The sequence below is a fragment of the Lawsonia intracellularis PHE/MN1-00 genome (genome assembly GCF_000055945.1).
GTDB classification, from domain to species: domain Bacteria; phylum Desulfobacterota; class Desulfovibrionia; order Desulfovibrionales; family Desulfovibrionaceae; genus Bilophila; species Bilophila intracellularis.
The window spans coordinates 1,122,992-1,143,166 of record NC_008011.1 but is presented as its reverse complement, the minus strand read 5'-3'; the positions used below and the strand labels follow the sequence as shown (position 1 = coordinate 1,143,166).

Annotated in this window: 12 protein-coding genes; 9 read left to right on the top strand and 3 right to left on the bottom strand. The window is 34.6% G+C overall.

Going from position 1 to position 20,175, the window contains the following annotated elements; translation table 11 throughout:
* Window positions 1–39: 39 nt before the first annotated feature.
* Complete coding sequence (gene aspA / locus LI_RS04975; RefSeq protein ID WP_011526996.1) at window positions 40–1,455, top strand: aspartate ammonia-lyase; 1,416 nt, start codon at window positions 40–42, stop codon at window positions 1,453–1,455.
* 132 nt (window positions 1,456–1,587) lie between these two features.
* Here the strand turns inward: aspA and dnaK are convergent, their stop codons facing one another.
* Complete coding sequence (gene dnaK, locus LI_RS04970) at window positions 1,588–3,489, bottom strand: molecular chaperone DnaK (RefSeq protein ID WP_011526995.1); 1,902 nt, start codon at window positions 3,487–3,489, stop codon at window positions 1,588–1,590.
* A 393-nt stretch (window positions 3,490–3,882) separates the two neighbouring features.
* On the opposite strand from dnaK, the gene LI_RS04965 reads away from it, so the two are divergent.
* The 4 genes from LI_RS04965 (at window position 3,883) to infA (ending at window position 7,013) form a co-directional block, all read left to right on the top strand.
* The gene (locus tag LI_RS04965) at window positions 3,883–4,779 is read left to right on the top strand and encodes a sulfite exporter TauE/SafE family protein (RefSeq protein WP_011526994.1); all 897 of its coding nucleotides are present in this window, start codon (window positions 3,883–3,885) and stop codon (window positions 4,777–4,779) included.
* Between the two features lie 229 nt (window positions 4,780–5,008).
* Complete coding sequence (gene cmk / locus LI_RS04960; RefSeq protein WP_011526993.1) at window positions 5,009–5,686, top strand: (d)CMP kinase; 678 nt, start codon at window positions 5,009–5,011, stop codon at window positions 5,684–5,686.
* Window positions 5,687–5,887: 201 nt separating this feature from the next.
* A complete protein-coding gene (gene lgt / locus LI_RS04955) occupies window positions 5,888–6,667 on the top strand; it encodes a prolipoprotein diacylglyceryl transferase (RefSeq protein ID WP_011526992.1) in 780 nt (259 codons plus the stop codon).
* A 127-nt stretch (window positions 6,668–6,794) separates the two neighbouring features.
* Window positions 6,795–7,013 carry a translation initiation factor IF-1 gene (gene infA, locus LI_RS04950; protein ID WP_011526351.1) on the top strand — a complete coding sequence of 73 codons (219 nt, stop codon included), beginning with the start codon at window positions 6,795–6,797 and terminating at the stop codon, window positions 7,011–7,013.
* A gap of 436 nt (window positions 7,014–7,449) precedes the next feature.
* Here the strand turns inward: infA and hypD are convergent, their stop codons facing one another.
* Complete coding sequence (gene hypD, locus LI_RS04945; protein WP_011526991.1) at window positions 7,450–8,541, bottom strand: hydrogenase formation protein HypD; 1,092 nt, start codon at window positions 8,539–8,541, stop codon at window positions 7,450–7,452.
* A 587-nt stretch (window positions 8,542–9,128) separates the two neighbouring features.
* Here hypD and ahbB point away from each other — a divergent pair.
* The 4 genes from ahbB (at window position 9,129) to rpoC (ending at window position 19,622) form a co-directional block, all read left to right on the top strand.
* Entirely contained in the window at window positions 9,129–9,629 is a 501-nt protein-coding gene (gene ahbB, locus LI_RS04940; protein ID WP_011526990.1) for a siroheme decarboxylase subunit beta, read from the top strand.
* On the top strand, window positions 9,629–10,921 hold the full coding sequence (hemL, locus tag LI_RS04935; protein ID WP_011526989.1) for a glutamate-1-semialdehyde 2,1-aminomutase: 1,293 nt from the start codon (window positions 9,629–9,631) through the stop codon (window positions 10,919–10,921). The genes ahbB and hemL overlap by 1 nt, the downstream gene beginning before the upstream one ends.
* Before the next feature lie 337 nt (window positions 10,922–11,258).
* Window positions 11,259–15,380 carry a DNA-directed RNA polymerase subunit beta gene (gene rpoB, locus LI_RS04930; RefSeq protein WP_011526988.1) on the top strand — a complete coding sequence of 1,374 codons (4,122 nt, stop codon included), beginning with the start codon at window positions 11,259–11,261 and terminating at the stop codon, window positions 15,378–15,380.
* Between the two features lie 75 nt (window positions 15,381–15,455).
* On the top strand, window positions 15,456–19,622 hold the full coding sequence (rpoC, locus tag LI_RS04925; protein WP_011526987.1) for a DNA-directed RNA polymerase subunit beta': 4,167 nt from the start codon (window positions 15,456–15,458) through the stop codon (window positions 19,620–19,622).
* Window positions 19,623–19,725: 103 nt separating this feature from the next.
* On the opposite strand, the gene LI_RS04920 is transcribed toward rpoC, so the two are convergent.
* Entirely contained in the window at window positions 19,726–20,160 is a 435-nt protein-coding gene (locus LI_RS04920) for a hypothetical protein (protein ID WP_223604166.1), read from the bottom strand.
* Window positions 20,161–20,175 lie beyond the last annotated feature (15 nt).

The window sequence follows — 20,175 nt, the reverse complement described above, 5'->3', positions numbered from 1 at the left end:
AAATTTAATTAAACTTAAAAATAAAAACAAGGAAGTGTCATGCATGAATTCCGTAAAGAACATGATAGCTTAGGAGAAGTGCTTGTTCCTATAGAAGCTTATTATGGCTGTCAAACACTCCGTGCTGTTGAAAACTTTCAAATTACAGGTGAAGTTATTGGGAAATATCCCTCATTAATTACTTCATTAGCTCAAGTTAAACAAGCTGCAGCACTTGCAAACAATAAACTTGGTCTTCTTTCTGATAAAAAAAAAGATGCTATCTCTGCTGCATGTAATGAAATCATAAATGGAGAACTCCTTGATCAATTTGTTGTGGATTGTATTCAAGGAGGTGCAGGGACAAGTACAAATATGAATGCTAATGAAGTAATTTGTAATCGTGCTCTTGAGCTTATGGGACATGAGAAAGGAGAATACCAATACCTTCATCCTAATAATGATATAAATATGTCCCAATCAACAAATGACGTCTATCCTACAGCTTTACGTATTGCACTTATTAAAGAATTAAAAAGTCTTATTACTAGTATTTCATATCTTTGTGATACAATAGATAAAAAAGCCGATGAATTCAAAAACATTATAAAAATAGGTAGAACACAACTACAAGATGCTGTTCCCATGACATTAGGTCAAGAATTTCGTGCTTGGTCAATAATGATGAGAGAAGATATTGAACGAATAAAAGAAACATCAAAACTTATGCAAGAAATTAACCTTGGGGCTACAGCTATTGGTACAGGTATTAATACAGTCCCCCAGTATAAAGAACTTGCTACAACATATCTTACAGAAATTACAGAATTAACCCTCACTAGTTCTCCAGATTTAATAGAAGCTACACAAGATACGGGTGCTTATGTTCAGCTTTCTGGTGTTCTTAAAAGAGTTACAGTTAAACTTTCTAAAATCTGTAATGACTTACGACTACTCTCAAGTGGTCCTCGCTGTGGATTGGGAGAAATCAATTTACCTCCAAGGGCACCTGGTTCCTCAATTATGCCTGGCAAAATTAACCCGGTTATTCCAGAAGTTGTAAATCAAATAGCTTTTAAAGTGATTGGGAATGATATAACAGTCACAATGGCAGCAGAGGCTGGTCAACTTGAATTAAACGTAATGGAACCAATAATTGCATATAGTTTGTTCCAATCAATAAATATCATTTCTAACGGATGCTATACACTTGCAGATAAATGTTTCAACGGTATTATAGCAAATATTGAAAAATGCCGAGAATTTGTTGATAACTCTATTGGTATTATTACAGTACTTGTGCCTTTTCTTGGCTATGAAGTATGCTCAACAATAGCAAAACAAGCATTTGAAACTGGAAAATCTGTAAGAACTATTCTATTAGAGCAAGGTCATATTACGCAAAATGAATTAGATGAAATGTTAAAGCCAGAAAATATGATACACCCTATTCCTTTCAAAATGAAAGTCATGTAACTTTAAGTAATTTATAGTAAAACATACCTGTCTTATTGTAAAAATTATTTTTTACTATTTGATAGATAAAAAACAACAAAAGGGCCTTGCAGCCCTTTTGTTGGATAAGTGGGGGTAGTGGAAATCTACAGGTTATTTTACTTCTGTAAAGTCTGCATCCACTACATCGTCTCCACTCTTACTGGAGCTTGCACTAGTGTCTGTTGGGTCACCCGATGCTCCAGAAGTTTCTTGTGTTTGTTTATATAACTGCTCAGCAAGCTTATGAGAAGCAGAGGCTAACTCATCAGTTGCTTTTTTGATAGCTGCACTATCTTCGCCTTCCATAACTTTTTTCAATGCTTCAATTTTAGATGTAATATCTGCTTGTAACTCAGCATCAATTTTACCTTCCAAATCTTTAATAGATTTTTCAGTACTATAAATTAATCCATCTGCATGGTTACGAACTTCAATAATTTCTTGCTTCTTTTTATCTTCAGAAGCATGAGATTCAGCTTCACGAATAAGCTTTTCAATATCTGCTTCAGAAAGTCCGGAAGATGCTGTAATTTGAATAGACTGCTCTTTCCCTGTACCTAAATCTTTAGCAGAAACATTTACAATCCCATTTGCATCAATGTTAAAAGCAACTTCAATCTGAGGAACTCCACGAGGTGCTGGAGGAATCCCTGTCAGATCAAAACGTGCAAGGGTCATATTATCACTTGCCATTGGGCGTTCACCTTGCAAGACATGAATAGACACCGAAGGCTGATTATCTGCAGCTGTTGTAAACGTTTGACTTTTTCTAGTAGGGATAGTCGTATTACGATCAATAAGTTTGGTAAAAACGCCTCCCATAGTTTCAATCCCAAGGGAAAGAGGTGTTACATCTAGCAATAAGACATCTTTTACATCTCCTGCTAAAATCCCACCCTGGATAGCAGCACCCATAGCAACAACTTCATCAGGATTTACAGAACGATTTGGCTCTTTACCAAAAAACTCTGCTACCTTCTTCTGCACTAAAGGCATACGAGTCATCCCACCGACAAGAATGACCTCATCAATGTTAGATGTCTGTAACCCCGCATCTTCTAAAGCTTTACTACAAGGCTCTATTGTTCTTCCTACAAGATCCATAACAAGCTGTTCAAGCTTAGCACGAGTGAGTTTAATTAATAGATGCTTAGGTCCTGACTGATCAGCTGTAATGAATGGAAGGTTAATTTCCGTTTCCATTGCTGTTGAAAGCTCTTTTTTTGCATTTTCAGCAGAATCTTTCAAACGCTGTAATGCCATATTATCTTTTGAAAGATCTATCCCTTGTTCTTTCTTAAACTCTTCCACAAGATAATTAATAATACGTTGATCAAAATCTTCACCACCAAGAAATGTATCTCCATTGGTAGCTAGTACTTCAACAACGCTATCCCCAACTTCAAGTATGGAAACATCAAAGGTTCCACCACCAAGGTCAAAAACTGCAATTTTCTCATTTGCTTTTTTGTCAAAACCATATGCTAATGAAGCTGCTGTTGGCTCATTAATAATACGTTTAACATCTAATCCTGCAATACGACCAGCATCTTTTGTTGCTTGACGTTGAGCATCATTAAAATATGCAGGAACAGTAATAACGGCTTCACTAACAGATTCTCCAAGATATGCTTCTGCATCTGCTTTGAGTTTGCTTAAAATAATTGCTGAAATTTCTTGTGGACTATATTCTCTTCCATCAATTTCTACAGCAGCATCTCCATTAGAAGCAGCTACAATCTTATATGGAGCATGTTCTTTCCAGTGTACAACCTCTGGAGAGTCTGCCCTACGACCCATAAGACGTTTTACAGCAAAAATTGTTCGAGCAGAATTTGTAATTGCTTGACGTTTTGCTGCATCACCTACAAGCCTATCTTTATCAGTAAAAGCAACCACAGAAGGTGTTGTTCTTCCACCGTTAGGATTTGTAATACATTTTGGTTCTTTACCTTCCATGACATAGACACAAGAATTTGTTGTGCCAAGGTCAATACCTATAATTTTACCCATGTATAGTACCTCCTCGCAAACCTTAATCTAATACCTAGAGATTACAAATACAAGTAACATGTATTGATTAAGTTAAAATGTAATTATTTCTCCCTATGTTAGAATAAGGATGCTTAACTTCAAACTCTGATGTGAAAAATAAAGCATGCTGTGAAGTCGTCTAGGGGTAAAAGACAATTTTTTTTTTTTAACCCCTATATTTTCATTAGAATTCTCTAAAAATACTTCTTCAATGCGCTCTATTTCTGTATATATCTAAGCTTTGAAGAAAATAATATGAAAAAATACATTTTCATTTCATATATGAAGTGTATGCTTGCCATAAAGATTACAGTATAATAATGCATATTTTACTTGAAGTTAAAATATAGCTTAATAAATAAGGATTATACTATGTATTTCCCTACCGCAGGAGTAGAAACCTCTTTTTTTATCCCTCCGTTAGCTTCATTTATTGTATCATTTTTTATGTCAATGCTTGGTCTTTCTGGAGCATTTCTTCTTATACCATTCCAAATTTCTTTTCTTGGTTATACAAACCCATCGGTAAGCTCTACTACACAACTTTATAATGTCATTTCTAACCCCGTAGGAGCACTCCAATATGCAAGAGAACATCGTATGATTTGGCCTCTTGCTTGGATTATTATTTTTGGGGGTATACCAGGTGTTATGGTAGGTGCGCTTATTCGTATTACCTATCTTTCTGATAGTCAAAGCTTTAAAATATTTGTAGCTACAGTTCTTTTAATTATTGGGGCAAAATTAACCCAAAGTTTACTTAGTTCCTTTTTCCCTAAAAAAAGTATCCATCCACTTATAAATATTAAATCTTCTTCTACTAAAGTTATACAAAAATCATTACGCCAAATAAGTTATACCTATGCTAATAATAGCTATACATTTTCTGTAATTAAAACTTTCTTATTAAGCCTTCTTGTTGGAATTATTGGAGGTATTTATGGTATTGGTGGTAGTGCTATCATAGTACCATTCCTTACTTCTATATTTGGATTACCAATTCATACAATTGCAGGCGCTGCTCTCATGGGTAGTGGAGTCATATCTGTAATAAGTGTTTTATTTTACTCTTTTTTAGCATTACTATATCCTAATATATCAGTTGCTCCAGACTTACTATTAGCATTATTATTTGGAATTGGAGGTATCATTGGTATGTATTTAGGCGCATACTGTCAAAAATTTATCCCTGGGATTTGGTTAAAACTCTTCATGATTCTAGTTATCTTTAGTGTTGCTGTAAAATATACACTAGATTATTTTCAATAACATAGCTTCTATTTAGTCTCCATTGATCTTACTAACCTCTAATCCTTACTATAATTTTTACAAGTTAAATCTAACATAGCCGTATGTTAACCCTTACGCATAGCATATATAATCTAAAGTAATCAAACTAACTCTATTGTATTATCATCCAGCCTATTATTTTAATTTAAACTATTTTATGATATTAGTTTAAAATATAAACACATTCTATTTTGAGGCTATTTTTATGATGGAACAACATACCATCATCACAATTGATGGACCAGCTGGTGTTGGTAAATCTACTCTTGCAAAAAAACTTGGAACAATACTAAATTTACCATATCTAGATACAGGGGCTATGTTCCGTAAGCTTGCCCTCCAATTAGGAAACAAAGCAGAAACACTGCCAGACTCTATACTGCAAGAACAATGTAAAAAGGTTACCTTTCAACTCCAAGGGGTTGGTAAAAATTCTTTACTCATGTGTAACGGGGAATCTATAGGACATGAAATTCGTAGTGAAACAGCTGGAATACTAGCTGCACAACTAGGAGAACGAACCATAATAAGAGAATATCTTAAAAATATTGAACAACAAATAGGAAATACTATGTCAATTATTGCTGAAGGTCGTGATTTAGGTACAGAAGTTTTTCCTAAAGCACAATTTAAATTTTTTATAGATGCAAACCCAATAATTCGTGCGCAACGACGCTTTAATCAACTAAAAAAAGAAGGAATATTTCAAGACTATAATGATATTCTTCATTCTATTAATTATAGAGATAAACTTGATAAAAATAGAACAATTGCGCCATTAGAACCCGCAAAAGATGCTATACTCATTGATAGCTCAATAATGGATATTGATAGTATACTAAAAATAATGCTTAACTATATTACTATACCACATCTGTCACAATAAAAGATTACATCTTGCAAAGAGACTACATATCCATTACTCTTTTATTATTATAATAATAAGTTATCCTTATATAACATATTTTTACTGTAAATGTAATTAGCTAGTTTAACCTAATATATAATAATTTTTTTAGTGTCACTTACTCACTCTATTGTTGTTATTATCTACTAACCTGTAACAACAAAAAGAAAGCTAACAAATATGAAATATGTTTTAATTGATCCCATTGCTTTTTCTTTTGGCTCATTTGATGTTCATTGGTATGGCATTATGTATTTAATTGGATTCCTTTGTGCCTGGATACTTGGAAGATATAGAGCAAAAAAATCATATTCTATTCTAACTACTAATGATGTTGGAGATCTACTGACTTGGGGTATGATTGGTGTCATAGTTGGTGGTCGTTTTGGTTATATTCTTTTTTATGACTTTAATATATTATATACAGACCCACTAGAGGTTTTCAAAATTTGGAATGGTGGAATGTCATTTCACGGTGGATTTCTAGGTGCTACTGTTGCTGCCTGTATTTGGGGATATAAAAGACAACTTCACTGCTTAGCTGTATTAGACTTTCTATCACCATTAATATCACCAGGACTTTTTTTTGGACGTATTGGAAATTTCATTAATGGTGAACTTTGGGGAGCTATTACAGATAAGTCCTGGGGAATAGTTTTTCCAAGTGGAGGTCCATATCCACGACATCCCTCTCAACTCTATGAAGCATTTTTTGAAGGTATTATTCTTTTTATAATCATGTGGAGTTATACCTCTAAACCTCGACCTGAAGGTAATCCATCTGGACTATTTATGTTATGTTATGGATTATTTCGTTTTGGAATAGAATTTATTCGACAACCTGATGCACATATTGGTTATCTTGCCTTTGGTTGGCTTACAATGGGACAATTATTATGTGTACCATTAATTATTATTGGCTTCTGGCTTATTACAAGACACAGACAAACTCATACTTAACGTTTTATTCATAAAATCTCCCTTACTGTATTTAGTTATACTATATTTAAACAGATTATCTTATAACTATTGACATACCTCTTTTTTTAGGGGATACTTAAGGCCCATTTATTTTTTAGGAGGCTCCATGGCAAAAGAAGATGCCATTGAAGTAGACGGTGTTGTACAAGAAGCTCTTCCTAACGCAATGTTTCGTGTTGAGCTTGATAATGGACACCCTGTCCTTGCGCATATCTCAGGGAAAATGCGTAAATTTTACATCCGCATTCTTCCTGGAGATCGAGTTAAAGTAGAACTATCTCCTTATGACTTAACACGTGGTCGTATTATCTACCGCATGAAATAATAATTTTGTATTTCTAGCTTATATCCAACATAAATTTTTATGTCTATGGATAATTTAATCAATAATTATAAAAATGATACATTACTATACAAAAAGTTTAATCAATATACAAAATTTGACCTAATATCAAAACTTTTTATGTTATTTCATCTAGATAGTAATATTATGCTAAAAAACATAATCTATATTGTTACTTATTAACATATAGAGATATATTTCTAATTAAAAAGCAGAATAATTAATAAATTAGAGTCATAATATACGCTTATTCCTCTAATTAATACCTTAAAAAGGTATACTGGCCTAACAATTTTTATTTCATTTAAAAGTGGTATTCTTTACCTCTCATAAATACATAGCACTAAGATAGTAATAACTTAATCTATATTGCACTCTAAGTTATCTATTACTAAAATCTTGCTTATAAAAAGTATGCTTATCTTATCATATGATATTTAAAGTATGCTGCACAACTTCCTTCTGTTGATACCATACAGGGACCTATCGGTTCTTCTGGAGTACACTCTTTCCCAAATAATAAACATGCAGAAGGTGTAACTTTACCTTTAAGAATTTCTCCGCAAATACAACCAGTGTTAGGATGTACATTGACTCCTGTTATATCAAATCGTTCTAACGCATCAAATTTTTTATAATGATCTCTAAAAGTAAGGCCACTCATTGGGAGAAACTCTAATCCTCTCCATTGAGAGTCTCCTACTTGAAACACCTTATATAAAATATTACGTGCTTGTGGATTACCATCTTGATAAACAGCCCGTGGATAGGCATTTTCTACTTTGTACTTTCCTGTTTGTAGTTGTTTTGCCATACGGCATAACGCATCTAAAATATCCGCTGGTTCAAAACCAGCAACTATAGCAGGCTTCCCCCACTTCTCAACAACAAATGCATATGGCTCTAAACCTAATACCATAGATACATGACCAGGCAAAAGAAACCCATCAATTTGGCAATCTGGATCTGCTAGTAACATTTCAAGTGCTGGTGGAACTAGTTTATGGCATGGAATAACAGCAATATTATTAATACCTTCTTTTTCTGCCATAAGGATTGTTGCTGCTATAGTAGGAGCTGTTGTTTCAAAACCAATCCCTGGTAAAATTACTATATCTTTTGGATTATCAATAGCAATTTTTAAAATATCCATAGGAGAATAGATAATAGAAATCCTTGCACCCTCTGCTTGTGCATGCTTAAGTGATTTCCTATTAGGACCAGGTACTCGCATAAGATCACCAAAAGTAGCAATAATTACATTTGGTTTAGCTGCAAACCTTAAAAAAAGTTCAATTTCACTATCATGTGTTACACATACAGGACATCCAGGTCCCGAAAGATGATCTATCCCTTTTGGGAGAAGGGTTGTTATACCACTTTTAAAAATAGATACTGTGTGTGTTCCACAAACCTCCATAAATCTTAAAGGACGATCTAAAAGGTTATTTAATTTATTAAGTAAAACCTTACATAGAACTGGATCACTCAGCTTTTGTGTAGCTAACATACCTTTTCTACCTTTAAAAATATATTAACTTGTCTTCATAAAAGAAGTAGTTAACATATTTAAATTAAAAGTAATGAACATTTTCTAATAGTCGTTATAATATTTCACTATATTACCAACTGTAATTATAATGATAGTCACTATTATGCTAACTCTACTTCATCTTAACAAGTTACTATAAAAAATTTTTATTATAATTTTACTAAGATAATATATCATGCCGCTATATAAAAACTATAACTTAACTTTTAACTATCTTAATATATCATACTTATTTTTTTACTAATTTAATCCTACCTCTTCTTCAAAAAAGCTATAAATTTATAAACATTATCATAAAAAATCTTATCTTTTTACTTAAATAAAAACAATATATTTACTATTTAAACTAGTTACTCCTCCTATAATGACTACTAAAATAAAGACTTCCATATAAGAAGTAAATGAGCTATGCTATTATAGTGTATTAATTCTATGAATAAAAAAACTGTAGTCATCTATTTTTAGAGTATAGATAAAAATTATTTAGTTATACTAACATATTAAGTTAATAAATATATTATTCTGAAACACAGGATATCTTATACATGAGCTACTCTTTCTCAGAAATAGAATGTGCTATCCTTAGAATGGTTCAAAACAACATCCCTGACTCTATGACACCTTATGCAGATATTGCTAATGCTGTTGGTACAGAAGAACATTTTGTACTTGAACTATTACAACAGATGAAAGATGATAGTGTAATTCGCCGATTTGGTGCAAGCATAAAACACCAACAAACTGGATGGGAACACAATGCTATGGTAGCTTGGAAAATAGATGATACATTAATAGATGAAGCAGGAGAACAAGCAGCTCAACATCCTTCTATTTCCCATTGTTACCACAGGCCCTCAACTGCCGAAGATTGGCCATATACATTATATACGATGATTCATGGACGCAATAAAGGGGATTGTGAAAAAGTTATTGAGCAGTTAAAAAACAAAACAGTACTTAAAGACTATGCTATCCTTGAAAGTATTAAAGAATTAAAAAAAACATCTATGAAATATTTTCAATTAGTTAATGAGAGGAACATATAGTGCAAGAAGAATCTTCAAAAGAACTTTATTCCAAAGCTGTAAAACTTATACCTGGAGGAGTAAATAGTCCTGTAAGAGCTTGCCGAAATGTAGGATGTGAACCTGTCTTTATAGAGTCCGCTAAAGGAGCATATCTCACTACAGTAGATGGTCAAGAATTATTAGACTTTGTTCTTTCTTGGGGAGCAATTATTCTTGGTCATACTAATTCTACTGTAACAAATGCTATAAAAAAAGCAGCTTCAAATGGAACAACCTTTGGTGCACCATGTAAAGCTGAAGTACTATTAGCTAAAGAAATTATTGATGCATTCCCTGGAATGGATATGATTCGTATGGTAAGCTCTGGGACAGAAGCTACTATGAGTGCTCTACGTCTTGCGAGAGGTGTTACAGGACGTAATAAGGTATTAAAATTTATTGGTTGTTACCATGGTCATGCAGATCCTTTTTTAGCTAGCGCAGGCTCTGGAGTTGCGACACTATCTATCCCTGGGACTCCAGGAGTTCCTGAAGTCACTGTTCGAGACACTCTCTTAGCTCCATATAATGACTTAAGTACAGTAAAAGACTTATTTGTTATGTATGGTAAAGATCTTGCTGCTGTATTTGTAGAACCTATAGCTGCAAATATGGGGCTTATACCTCCCAAAGAAGGTTTTCTAAAAGGCCTTCGTGCATTATGTGATGCTCATGGAACACTCCTCATTATGGATGAAGTAATTACAGGTTTTCGTGTTGCATATGGAGGAGCACAAACTCGTTTTGATATAACTCCAGATCTCACAACATTAGGAAAAATTATTGGTGGGGGACTACCTATAGGTGCATACGGAGGAAAAGCAAAATATATGGAGCATATTGCACCATTAGGAGAAATCTACCAAGCAGGAACATTATCAGGAAATCCTCTTGTCATGACTGCAGGATTTGAAACATTACAACTTCTTAAAGATATAAATTATACAATACTTGAAAAACAGGTTGCTACTTTTGCTAACGAGCTTGAAGTAATCCTCAAAGACAAAGGTGTCCCTGTACAAGTATCAAATTTTGCATCTATGTTTACAGTTTTTTTTACAAATAATGAATTAAAAAGTTTTGATGACGTAAAAACAACTAATACACAATTATATAGTATTCTTTTTCGTTCAATGCAAAAAAATAATATTTTTCTTGTTCCTTCACCATTTGAAACAAATATGGTATCTTTTGCACATAAAGAAAAAGAATTTGAAAAAGCTCTTATTGCAGCCAAAAAAATAATGTTTAATATAACTGATGTTAATTAATTTAGATAAGTCTAGCTTTTTGTTATGTCATACACAACCATTAAAAAAATGAATGATACTTTTATTTAACTAAAATAAAAATAATTTTAACCTTGACATTACAAAAATACTTGCTACTTTTTTGTCTTTTTTTTAATATCTATCTATTCAAGCATTGCATCAACGAGGTAGTTATACTCAAGTATTCCCTAATATACTTAGACACTATTGTTTATAATAGCTTTTCCAAAATTTTGGATAAGTTATTTAGTTTTGTTGTACTTTTGGATAAGTACTATTATGGGCTTCTTGAATTTTATTCATAGCTATTCGGCCAACCTTATTTAGAGGTGAAACAATGGTTCAACTTACAAAACAGTTTGGAAAAATTAAAGTTGAAGTGCCAATTCCGCACCTTCTTAATCTCCAAGTAGATTCATATAAAAAATTCCTACAAGAAGGACTCTTAGAGCCTCTCCCAGAAGAAGGATTAGAAAGTGTTTTCCGTTCTGTCTTTCCTATTGAAGACTTTAATCGCACATCAAGTCTTGAGTTTGTTAACTACAAAATTGGTGAACCAAAGTATGACCAAGCAGAATGTATAGCCAAAGGCCTTACTTATGAAGCACCAATAAGAATTAAAGTGCGACTAATTATATACGATGTAGATAGTGATACTGAAAGTAGAACTGTTCATGACATTAAAGAACAAGATATTTACTTTGGCACTTTGCCTCTCATGACTGAAAAAGGAACATTCATTATTAATGGAACAGAGAGAGTTATTGTAAATCAGTTACAACGCTCTCCTGGAATTATTTTTGAACATGATAGTGGTAAAACCCATGCCAGTCGAAAGGTCCTTTATTCATGCCGAATTATTCCTATGCGTGGCTCTTGGCTTGACTTTGACTTTGATCATAAAGACATCCTTTATGTTCGTATTGACCGTCGTCGCAAAATGCCTGCCACTATTTTACTTAAAGCTATGGGCATGGGAAAACAAGATATTCTTAACTTTTTTTATAAAAAAGAAACATATATTTTAGATAATGATGGACGTATAAAATGGAAGTTTGATCCTAGCTTGTTCCGAAAAGATATTGCTTATACTGATATACTTGATAATGACAATAACCTCCTTGTAGCAGCAGGAAAAACTATTACAAAACGAGTATGGAGACAAATGGAGGCATCTGGACTTGAAGCCTTTGAAGTAGATCCCTCAACAGTTATAGGACAATTCCTTGCTGAAGACATTATTGATACTTCAACAGGTGAAATCCTTGCTGAATCTGCTGAAGAAATTACAGAAGGTCTCATACAAACATTTCGTGATGCTGGGATTACTACCTTTACTGTATTACACACAAGAGGTAATGATACCTCGTCATCTATCCGTGATACATTAGTCCAAGACAAAATACCTACAACAGAAAAAGCTCAAGAAGAAATTTATCGTCGCTTGAGACCAAGTTCACCTCCTACGCCTGAAATTGCTGCTTCTTTCTTTGATAATCTCTTTAGAAATAATAGTTATTATGATCTCTCTCCTGTAGGACGTTATAAGCTTAATCAGAGATTAGATAACTATGAAAATGCAACTCTTCGTACGCTTTCTGATAACGATATTCTTGAGGCGATTAAGTTACTTACACATCTAAAAGATAGCCATGGCCCAGCTGATGATATTGACCACTTAGGAAATCGACGTGTCCGCTTAGTAGGAGAACTTGTAGAAAATCAATATCGTATAGGCCTTGTTCGTATGGAACGTGCCATAAAAGAACGCATGAGTATCCAAGAGGTTGCCACACTCATGCCACATGATCTTATTAATCCTAAACCAGTAGCAGCTCTCCTTAAAGAATTCTTTGGGACATCACAGTTATCGCAATTTATGGATCAAACAAACTCTTTATCTGAAGTAACCCATAAACGTCGTCTCTCTGCTTTAGGTCCTGGGGGATTAACACGTGAGCGTGCTGGTTTTGAAGTCCGTGACGTCCATGTATCTCACTATGGAAGAATTTGTCCTATTGAAACACCTGAAGGACCTAATATTGGGCTTATTGTCTCACTAACAACATATGCAAAAGTAAACGATTATGGATTCATTGAAACTCCATATAGGGTAGTCCGTAACGGTTATGTTACTGATGAAATCATACATCTAGATGCTTCTTGTGAGTTTAGTGAAGTTATTGCTCAAGCAAATGCATCCATCGATAGTGAAGGACGTCTTATAGATGACTATGTAACTACTCGTGCACGAGGTGATGTTTTGATGTCTGCAAGGGAAGAAGTTACCCTTATGGACATTTCTCCTAGCCAAATGGTTTCTATTTCTGCAGCGCTTATCCCATTCCTTGAACATGATGATGCAAATCGTGCATTAATGGGTTCAAACATGCAACGTCAGGCTGTACCATTATTACGTTCTGAACGCCCTTTGGTAGGAACAGGAATGGAAGTAGATGTTGCTCATGACTCTGGCTCATGTATTTTAGCTGAAGGTGATGGTATTATTCGTTATGCTGATGCTAACAGAATTATTGTTTCTTATGACGATCCCAACCTTTATCCTGAATTCGGCGGTGTCCGTGCATATGATTTACTGAAATACCACAAGTCAAATCAAAACTTCTGTTTTGGACAACGACCATCCTGTATCCCAGGACAAATCGTCAAAAAAGGAGAAGTACTTGCTGATGGCCCAGCTATCCGTGACGGAGGTCTTGCTTTAGGAAAAAATCTTGTTGTAGCTTTTATGCCTTGGTGTGGATATAACTTTGAAGACTCTATTCTTATTTCAGAACGAGTCGTTAAAGAAGATACATATACATCTGTACATATTGAAGAATTTGAAATTGTGGCAAGAGACACAAAGCTTGGTCCTGAAGAAATCACAAGAGATATCCCCAATGTTGGGGAGGAAATGCTTTCAAATCTTGATGAAAACGGTATTATCCGTATTGGTGCAGCTGTTAAGCCAGAAGACATTCTAGTTGGGAAAATTACACCTAAAGGTGAGACACAACTTACTCCTGAAGAAAAGTTATTGCGAGCAATCTTTGGTGATAAAGCACGTGATGTAAAAAATACATCTTTAAAAGTACCTCCAGGAATAGAAGGAACGGTTATTGATGTAAAAGTATTTAATCGTCGTTCAGGAGAAAAAGATGACCGTACCCGCCTTATAGAAGACTATGAAATAAGTCTTATGGATAGCAAAGAGCAAAACTATATTAAATCCATTACCCAACGCATGAAGGAAAAAATCCTTCCCCTTATAAATGGAAAACAACTAGGAACAACTATACTTGGTAAAGGGAAAGGAGAAGTACTTGCAGAAGAAAATAGTGCCATAACTCCAGAACTGTTAGATTCACTACCCTTAAAAAAACTGGAGGGTGCATTTAAAAGCAAAGAACTTAATGAAACTATCACAGAAATGCTTTCACAATATGAAAAGCAAATCAACTATATAAAAACAATTTATGATTCTAAAAGAGGGAAAGTTACAGAGGGTGACGATTTACCTCCTGGAGTCATTCGTATGGTTAAAGTACATATTGCGGTGAAACGTAAGCTTGCTGTTGGAGACAAAATGGCTGGACGCCATGGTAACAAGGGTGTTGTTTCTTGTATTTTACCTGAAGAAGATATGCCATTTTTTGCTGATGGTTCACCTGTAGACATTGTACTAAACCCTCTTGGCGTTCCATCACGAATGAATATTGGGCAAATTATGGAAACACATTTAGGCTGGGCCGCTAAAGAGCTTGGACAGCAGTTAAATAATATGGTTGAACAAGGTGTTGCAATACAATCACTTCGTGAACAAGTTAAAAGTGTCTTTGAATCACCAGAAATCTCTGCAGAAATAGATGCAATGGATGATGATACATTTCGTACTTCTGTACAAAAACTCAAAAAAGGCATTATCACAATGACTCCAGTTTTTGATGGTGCTGGAGAAAGCGAAGTATGGGACTGGTTAGCAAAAGCAGGACTTCCTAGTGACGGAAAAGCCATCTTATATGATGGTCGTACAGGTGAAGCATTTAAAAATAGAGTTACAACTGGAGTAATGTACATACTTAAACTTCACCATCTTGTTGATGAAAAAATTCATGCTCGCTCAACAGGGCCATACTCCCTAGTAACGCAACAACCTCTTGGAGGGAAAGCGCAATTCGGCGGTCAACGACTAGGAGAAATGGAGGTATGGGCATTAGAAGCTTATGGTGCTTCTTATTTATTGCAAGAATTTCTTACAGTTAAATCTGATGATGTTTCAGGTCGTGTAAAAATGTATGAAAAAATTGTCAAAGGTGATAATTTCCTTGAAGCTGGCTTACCTGAATCATTTAATGTTTTAGTTAAAGAGCTTATGTCCCTTGGACTTAATGTAACTCTCCATCAAGAAGAGGGTAAGAAAAAACCCAAGAGAACTGGATTAATAGATAAAGAATAAGATAATCAATAATTATTAATAACTATTTAAGATAACCCATTGGCCTAATTCAGGAAGGGGGGGGGGGACATATACATGAGCCTTGATGAACTTTTTACTGTTCGTAGTACAGCAACTGCAAATGCTACACAAATTCGTAATCTTAAAGCTATTCAAATTTCTATTGCTTCTCCTGAGAATATTAGAGAATGGTCATATGGTGAAGTTAAAAAACCAGAGACTATTAATTATCGTACATTTAAACCAGAACGCGATGGTTTATTTTGTGCTAAAATTTTTGGACCTGTTAAAGATTACGAATGCAACTGTGGTAAATATAAAAGAATGAAACACCGTGGTATTGTCTGTGAAAAATGCGGTGTTGAAGTTATTGCTTCTAAAGTAAGGCGTGAGCGAATGGGTCACATAGAACTTGCAGCTCCAGTTGCACATATATGGTTTCTCAAAACTCTACCATCTAAAATTGGTACCCTTCTTGATATGGCTATGGCAGATCTTGAAAAAGTTTTATATTTTGACTCATATATTGTACTTGATCCAGGCTCTACTAACTTAACAAAAATGCAAGTTATTTCTGAAGATCAATACTTACAAGTCATAGAGCATATTAATGAAGAATCTTTTGTTGTAGGAATGGGTGCTGAAGCTATACGTGGACTTTTAGAAGAATTAAATCTTGAAACACTGCGTAACTCCCTACGTGAAGAATCTCAGTCAACTAAATCACAAACAAAAAAGAAAAAACTTACCAAACGTCTTAAAGTTGTAGAAGCCTTTATTGAGTCCGGAAACCGACCTGAATGGATGATTATGGAGGTTATACCTGTTATTCCACCAGAATTACGTCCCCTTGTTCCTCTTGATGGAGGACGTTTTGCAACATCTGACTTAAACGATCTATATCGTAGAGTTATTAATAGAAATAATCGTTTAAAACGACTTATGGAGCTTGGTGCTCCAGAAATTATTATTCGTAATGAAAAACGAATGCTTCAAGAAGCCGTTGACGCTCTTTTTGATAACGGACGTCGTGGACGTGCTATTGCAGGCACAAATGGTCGACCTTTAAAATCACTCTCTGACATGATTAAAGGAAAACAAGGTCGATTCCGTCAAAACTTACTTGGTAAACGAGTAGATTATTCTGGACGTTCAGTCATTGTTGTAGGTCCCAAGTTAAAACTACATCAATGTGGATTACCTAAAAAAATGGCACTAGAACTGTTTAAACCTTTTATTTACTCTGAACTTGAAAAAAGAGGGCATGCATCTACTATCAAAAGTGCCAAAAAAATTGTTGAACGTGAAGAACTTGTTGTATGGGATATCCTTTCTGATGTTGTTCGTGAATACCCAATACTACTTAATCGTGCCCCTACCCTTCACAGGCTAGGAATTCAAGCCTTTGAACCTCTCCTTGTTGAAGGAAAAGCAATTCAACTCCATCCTCTTGTTTGTGCAGCATATAATGCAGACTTTGATGGCGACCAAATGGCTGTACATATACCTTTATCAGTAGAAGCACAGGTAGAGTGTCGTGTGCTTATGATGAGTACAAACAATATTCTCTCTCCTGCAAATGGCTCACCTGTTATTGTACCATCACAAGATATTGTTCTAGGTCTTTATTATATGACTGTAGAACGCTCTTTTGAAAAAGGTGAAGGAATGGTTTTCTGTGCCCCATGGGAAGTTATTTCAGCTATTGATAATAACCAAGTCAACATCCATGCAAAAATTAAAGTCCGCATGGAAGATGGGAATATATATAATACTACAGCAGGACGTATTCTTGTTTGGGAAGGTCTGCCCAAAGGGCTTAAATTCGAATACGTTAATTGTGTTCTTACTAAAAAAAATATTGCTACTCTTGTTGGAAATGCTTATCGTGATGCTGGAATCAAAGCAACTGTTATTCTCTGTGACCGCCTAAAAGACATTGGATATGAATATGCTACAAGAGCAGGCATCACAATTGGTGTGAAAGATCTCATTATTCCTGCTACCAAAAAAACAATCATTGATACAGCTACTTCTGAAGTTGACGATATTGAACGTCAATACCGTGATGGTATTATCACCCGTACAGAAAAATATAATAAAGTTGTTGACGTTTGGACTAAAGCTACACAAGATATTTCTTCAGAAATGACCAAAGAAATTTCTACAGAAGTTGTTAAAGATCCAAAGACAGAAAGAACAGAAGTCAACCAAAGCTTTAATCCTATTTTTATGATGTCCAACTCTGGTGCTCGAGGAAACCAGGATCAAATGCGACAGTTAGCAGGAATGCGTGGGTTAATGGCTAAACCTTCAGGTGAAATTATTGAAACACCAATCACTTCTAACTTCCGTGAAGGATTAACGGTACTCCAATATTTTACATCTACACATGGTGCCCGAAAAGGTCTTGCAGACACTGCTCTAAAAACTGCTAACTCTGGATATCTTACTCGTCGTCTTGTAGATGTTGTCCAAGATGTTATTGTTTATAAAAATGACTGTGGGACTGTAGATGGTATTGAAGTTAAACAAGTTCAAGATGGTGGAGAAATCAAACAAAACCTTAGTGAAAGAATTCTAGGCCGAGTTCTTCTCTATCCTATCTATCATCCTGTTACTAATGAAATCATCTTCCCTGAAAATACTCTTATAGACGAATATGTTGTTAAAAAACTTGAAGAAATTGGTATTGCTTCTGTCACTATTAGATCTGCATTAACTTGTCAGTCTGAACGTGGGGTATGTGCATTATGTTATGGACGTGATCTTGCTCGTGGCCATCTTGTCAACATAGGTGAAACTGTTGGTATAATTGCAGCTCAATCTATTGGTGAACCTGGGACACAACTTACCATGCGTACTTTCCATATTGGTGGAACTGCCTCACGCGAAATTGAACGCTCTAATTTTGAAGCTCTTCATTCTGGAAGAATTGTTCTTACTCGTGTTAAGTCAGTTGAAAATCGTGATGGCGTCCATCTTGTAATAGGTAAAAGTGGTCAACTTTCTATCGTAGATGAACAAGGACGAGAAAGAGAAAGATATTCTTTACCTAATGGAGCTAGACTTTATGTAAAAGAAGGACAAGAAGTCACAAAAGGTACTTTTCTTGCAGAATGGGATCCTTTTAACGAACCTTTTGTCTCTGAAGTAAATGGATTTATCAAATTTACCGATCTTATTGATGGGAAAACATACCAAGAAAAACTTGATGAAGCTACTCATCAATCATCCATGACAATAATTGAATACAGAACTACTAGCTTCCGTCCTTCAATATCAATATGTGATGCAGAAGGCCAAACAAAACAACGTATCACAAGTACAACACCTGCAATATATAGTCTCCCTGCAGGAGCTATTATAATGGTCAAAGATGGTCAAGAAGTACAAGCTGGGGACATTATAGCTCGTAAACCTCGTGAAACTTCAAAAACACGTGATATTGTTGGCGGGCTTCCTCGAGTTGCTGAATTGTTTGAAGTCCGTAAACCAAAAGATATGGCTGTTGTTTCCGAAATTGCAGGTATAGTTACTTATGCAGGTGAATCCAAAGGAAAACGTAAACTTATTGTTACTCCTGAAATAGGTGATCCTAAAGAATATCTTATTCCAAAAGGTAAACACATTAACGTTTCTGATGGTGACTTTGTTGAAGCAGGAGATCTCTTAACAGAAGGACATCCTGAACTTCATGATATCCTTAAAACAAGAGGTGAAAAGTATCTTGCTGCATATCTTGTTGATGAAATTCAAGAAGTTTACCGCTTTCAAGGTGTAGGAATTGACGATAAACATATTGAAGTCATTGTTCGACAAATGTTACGTAAAATCACTGTAACAAATCCTGGAGGAACAACGTTCCTTGTTGGAGAACAAGTAGATAAAGGTGACTTTAAAGAAGAAAACCAAAAAATTGTGGAAGAAGGATTAGAACCCGCTACAGCAGAACCATTGGTATTAGGAATTACTCAAGCCTCACTAACAACTTCATCATTTATTTCAGCAGCTTCATTCCAAGAAACGACAAAAGTTCTTACAGAAGCTTCTCTAAAAGGAAAAATGGATTACCTGAGAGGACTAAAAGAAAACGTTATTGTTGGTCGACTTATTCCTGCAGGGACAGGTTATAGGGAATATATGGAGTTAGATATTGTTGTTCCTGAACAAAAAGAACGTCCAAACAAATTTCTTGAAGAACTTGAAGAACGTCCTGTTTTAATAGAGATAGATTCTTAGTTTTAGATATATCTAATATAAAGCAAAAGAAGGTATGCCTTGCATACCTTCTTTTGCTTTATATTAGATATATCTAAATATTCATTTCATATAAATAGCAAAACTATATTATCCATTTCCCATTTGTAAATCTTGCTAACTCACGAACTCTTCTTCCTGCTGTAACTTTAAAGTTCCCTTGTTCAGCTTCAACTTTTGTTTTTGCCCTACACTCATAACATTTCTCTATATATATCACATAGCCAACATACAATATACTTTTTGAAGAAGAACTAGGATATAACTCTATTGAAAGGCTATCTATGTCAACTTCATGGAATTTAGCTATAAATTCATCCCCAACTTTAGTAATAAATTTTGCATCTCTATTACATTTTAAATTTTTATTAGCTTGACATAGATATTCTTTTGCAAAATGTTCTAATTTTTCTTTTACCTCTTGTTCTGATTGTATATTAACTTTAGCTAACACTTCTACCTGAGGAATTATACTTAAAAAAGGTATAAGCATAACTAAAAAGAAAAAAAATTTTTTCATATAAAACCCCTTCAC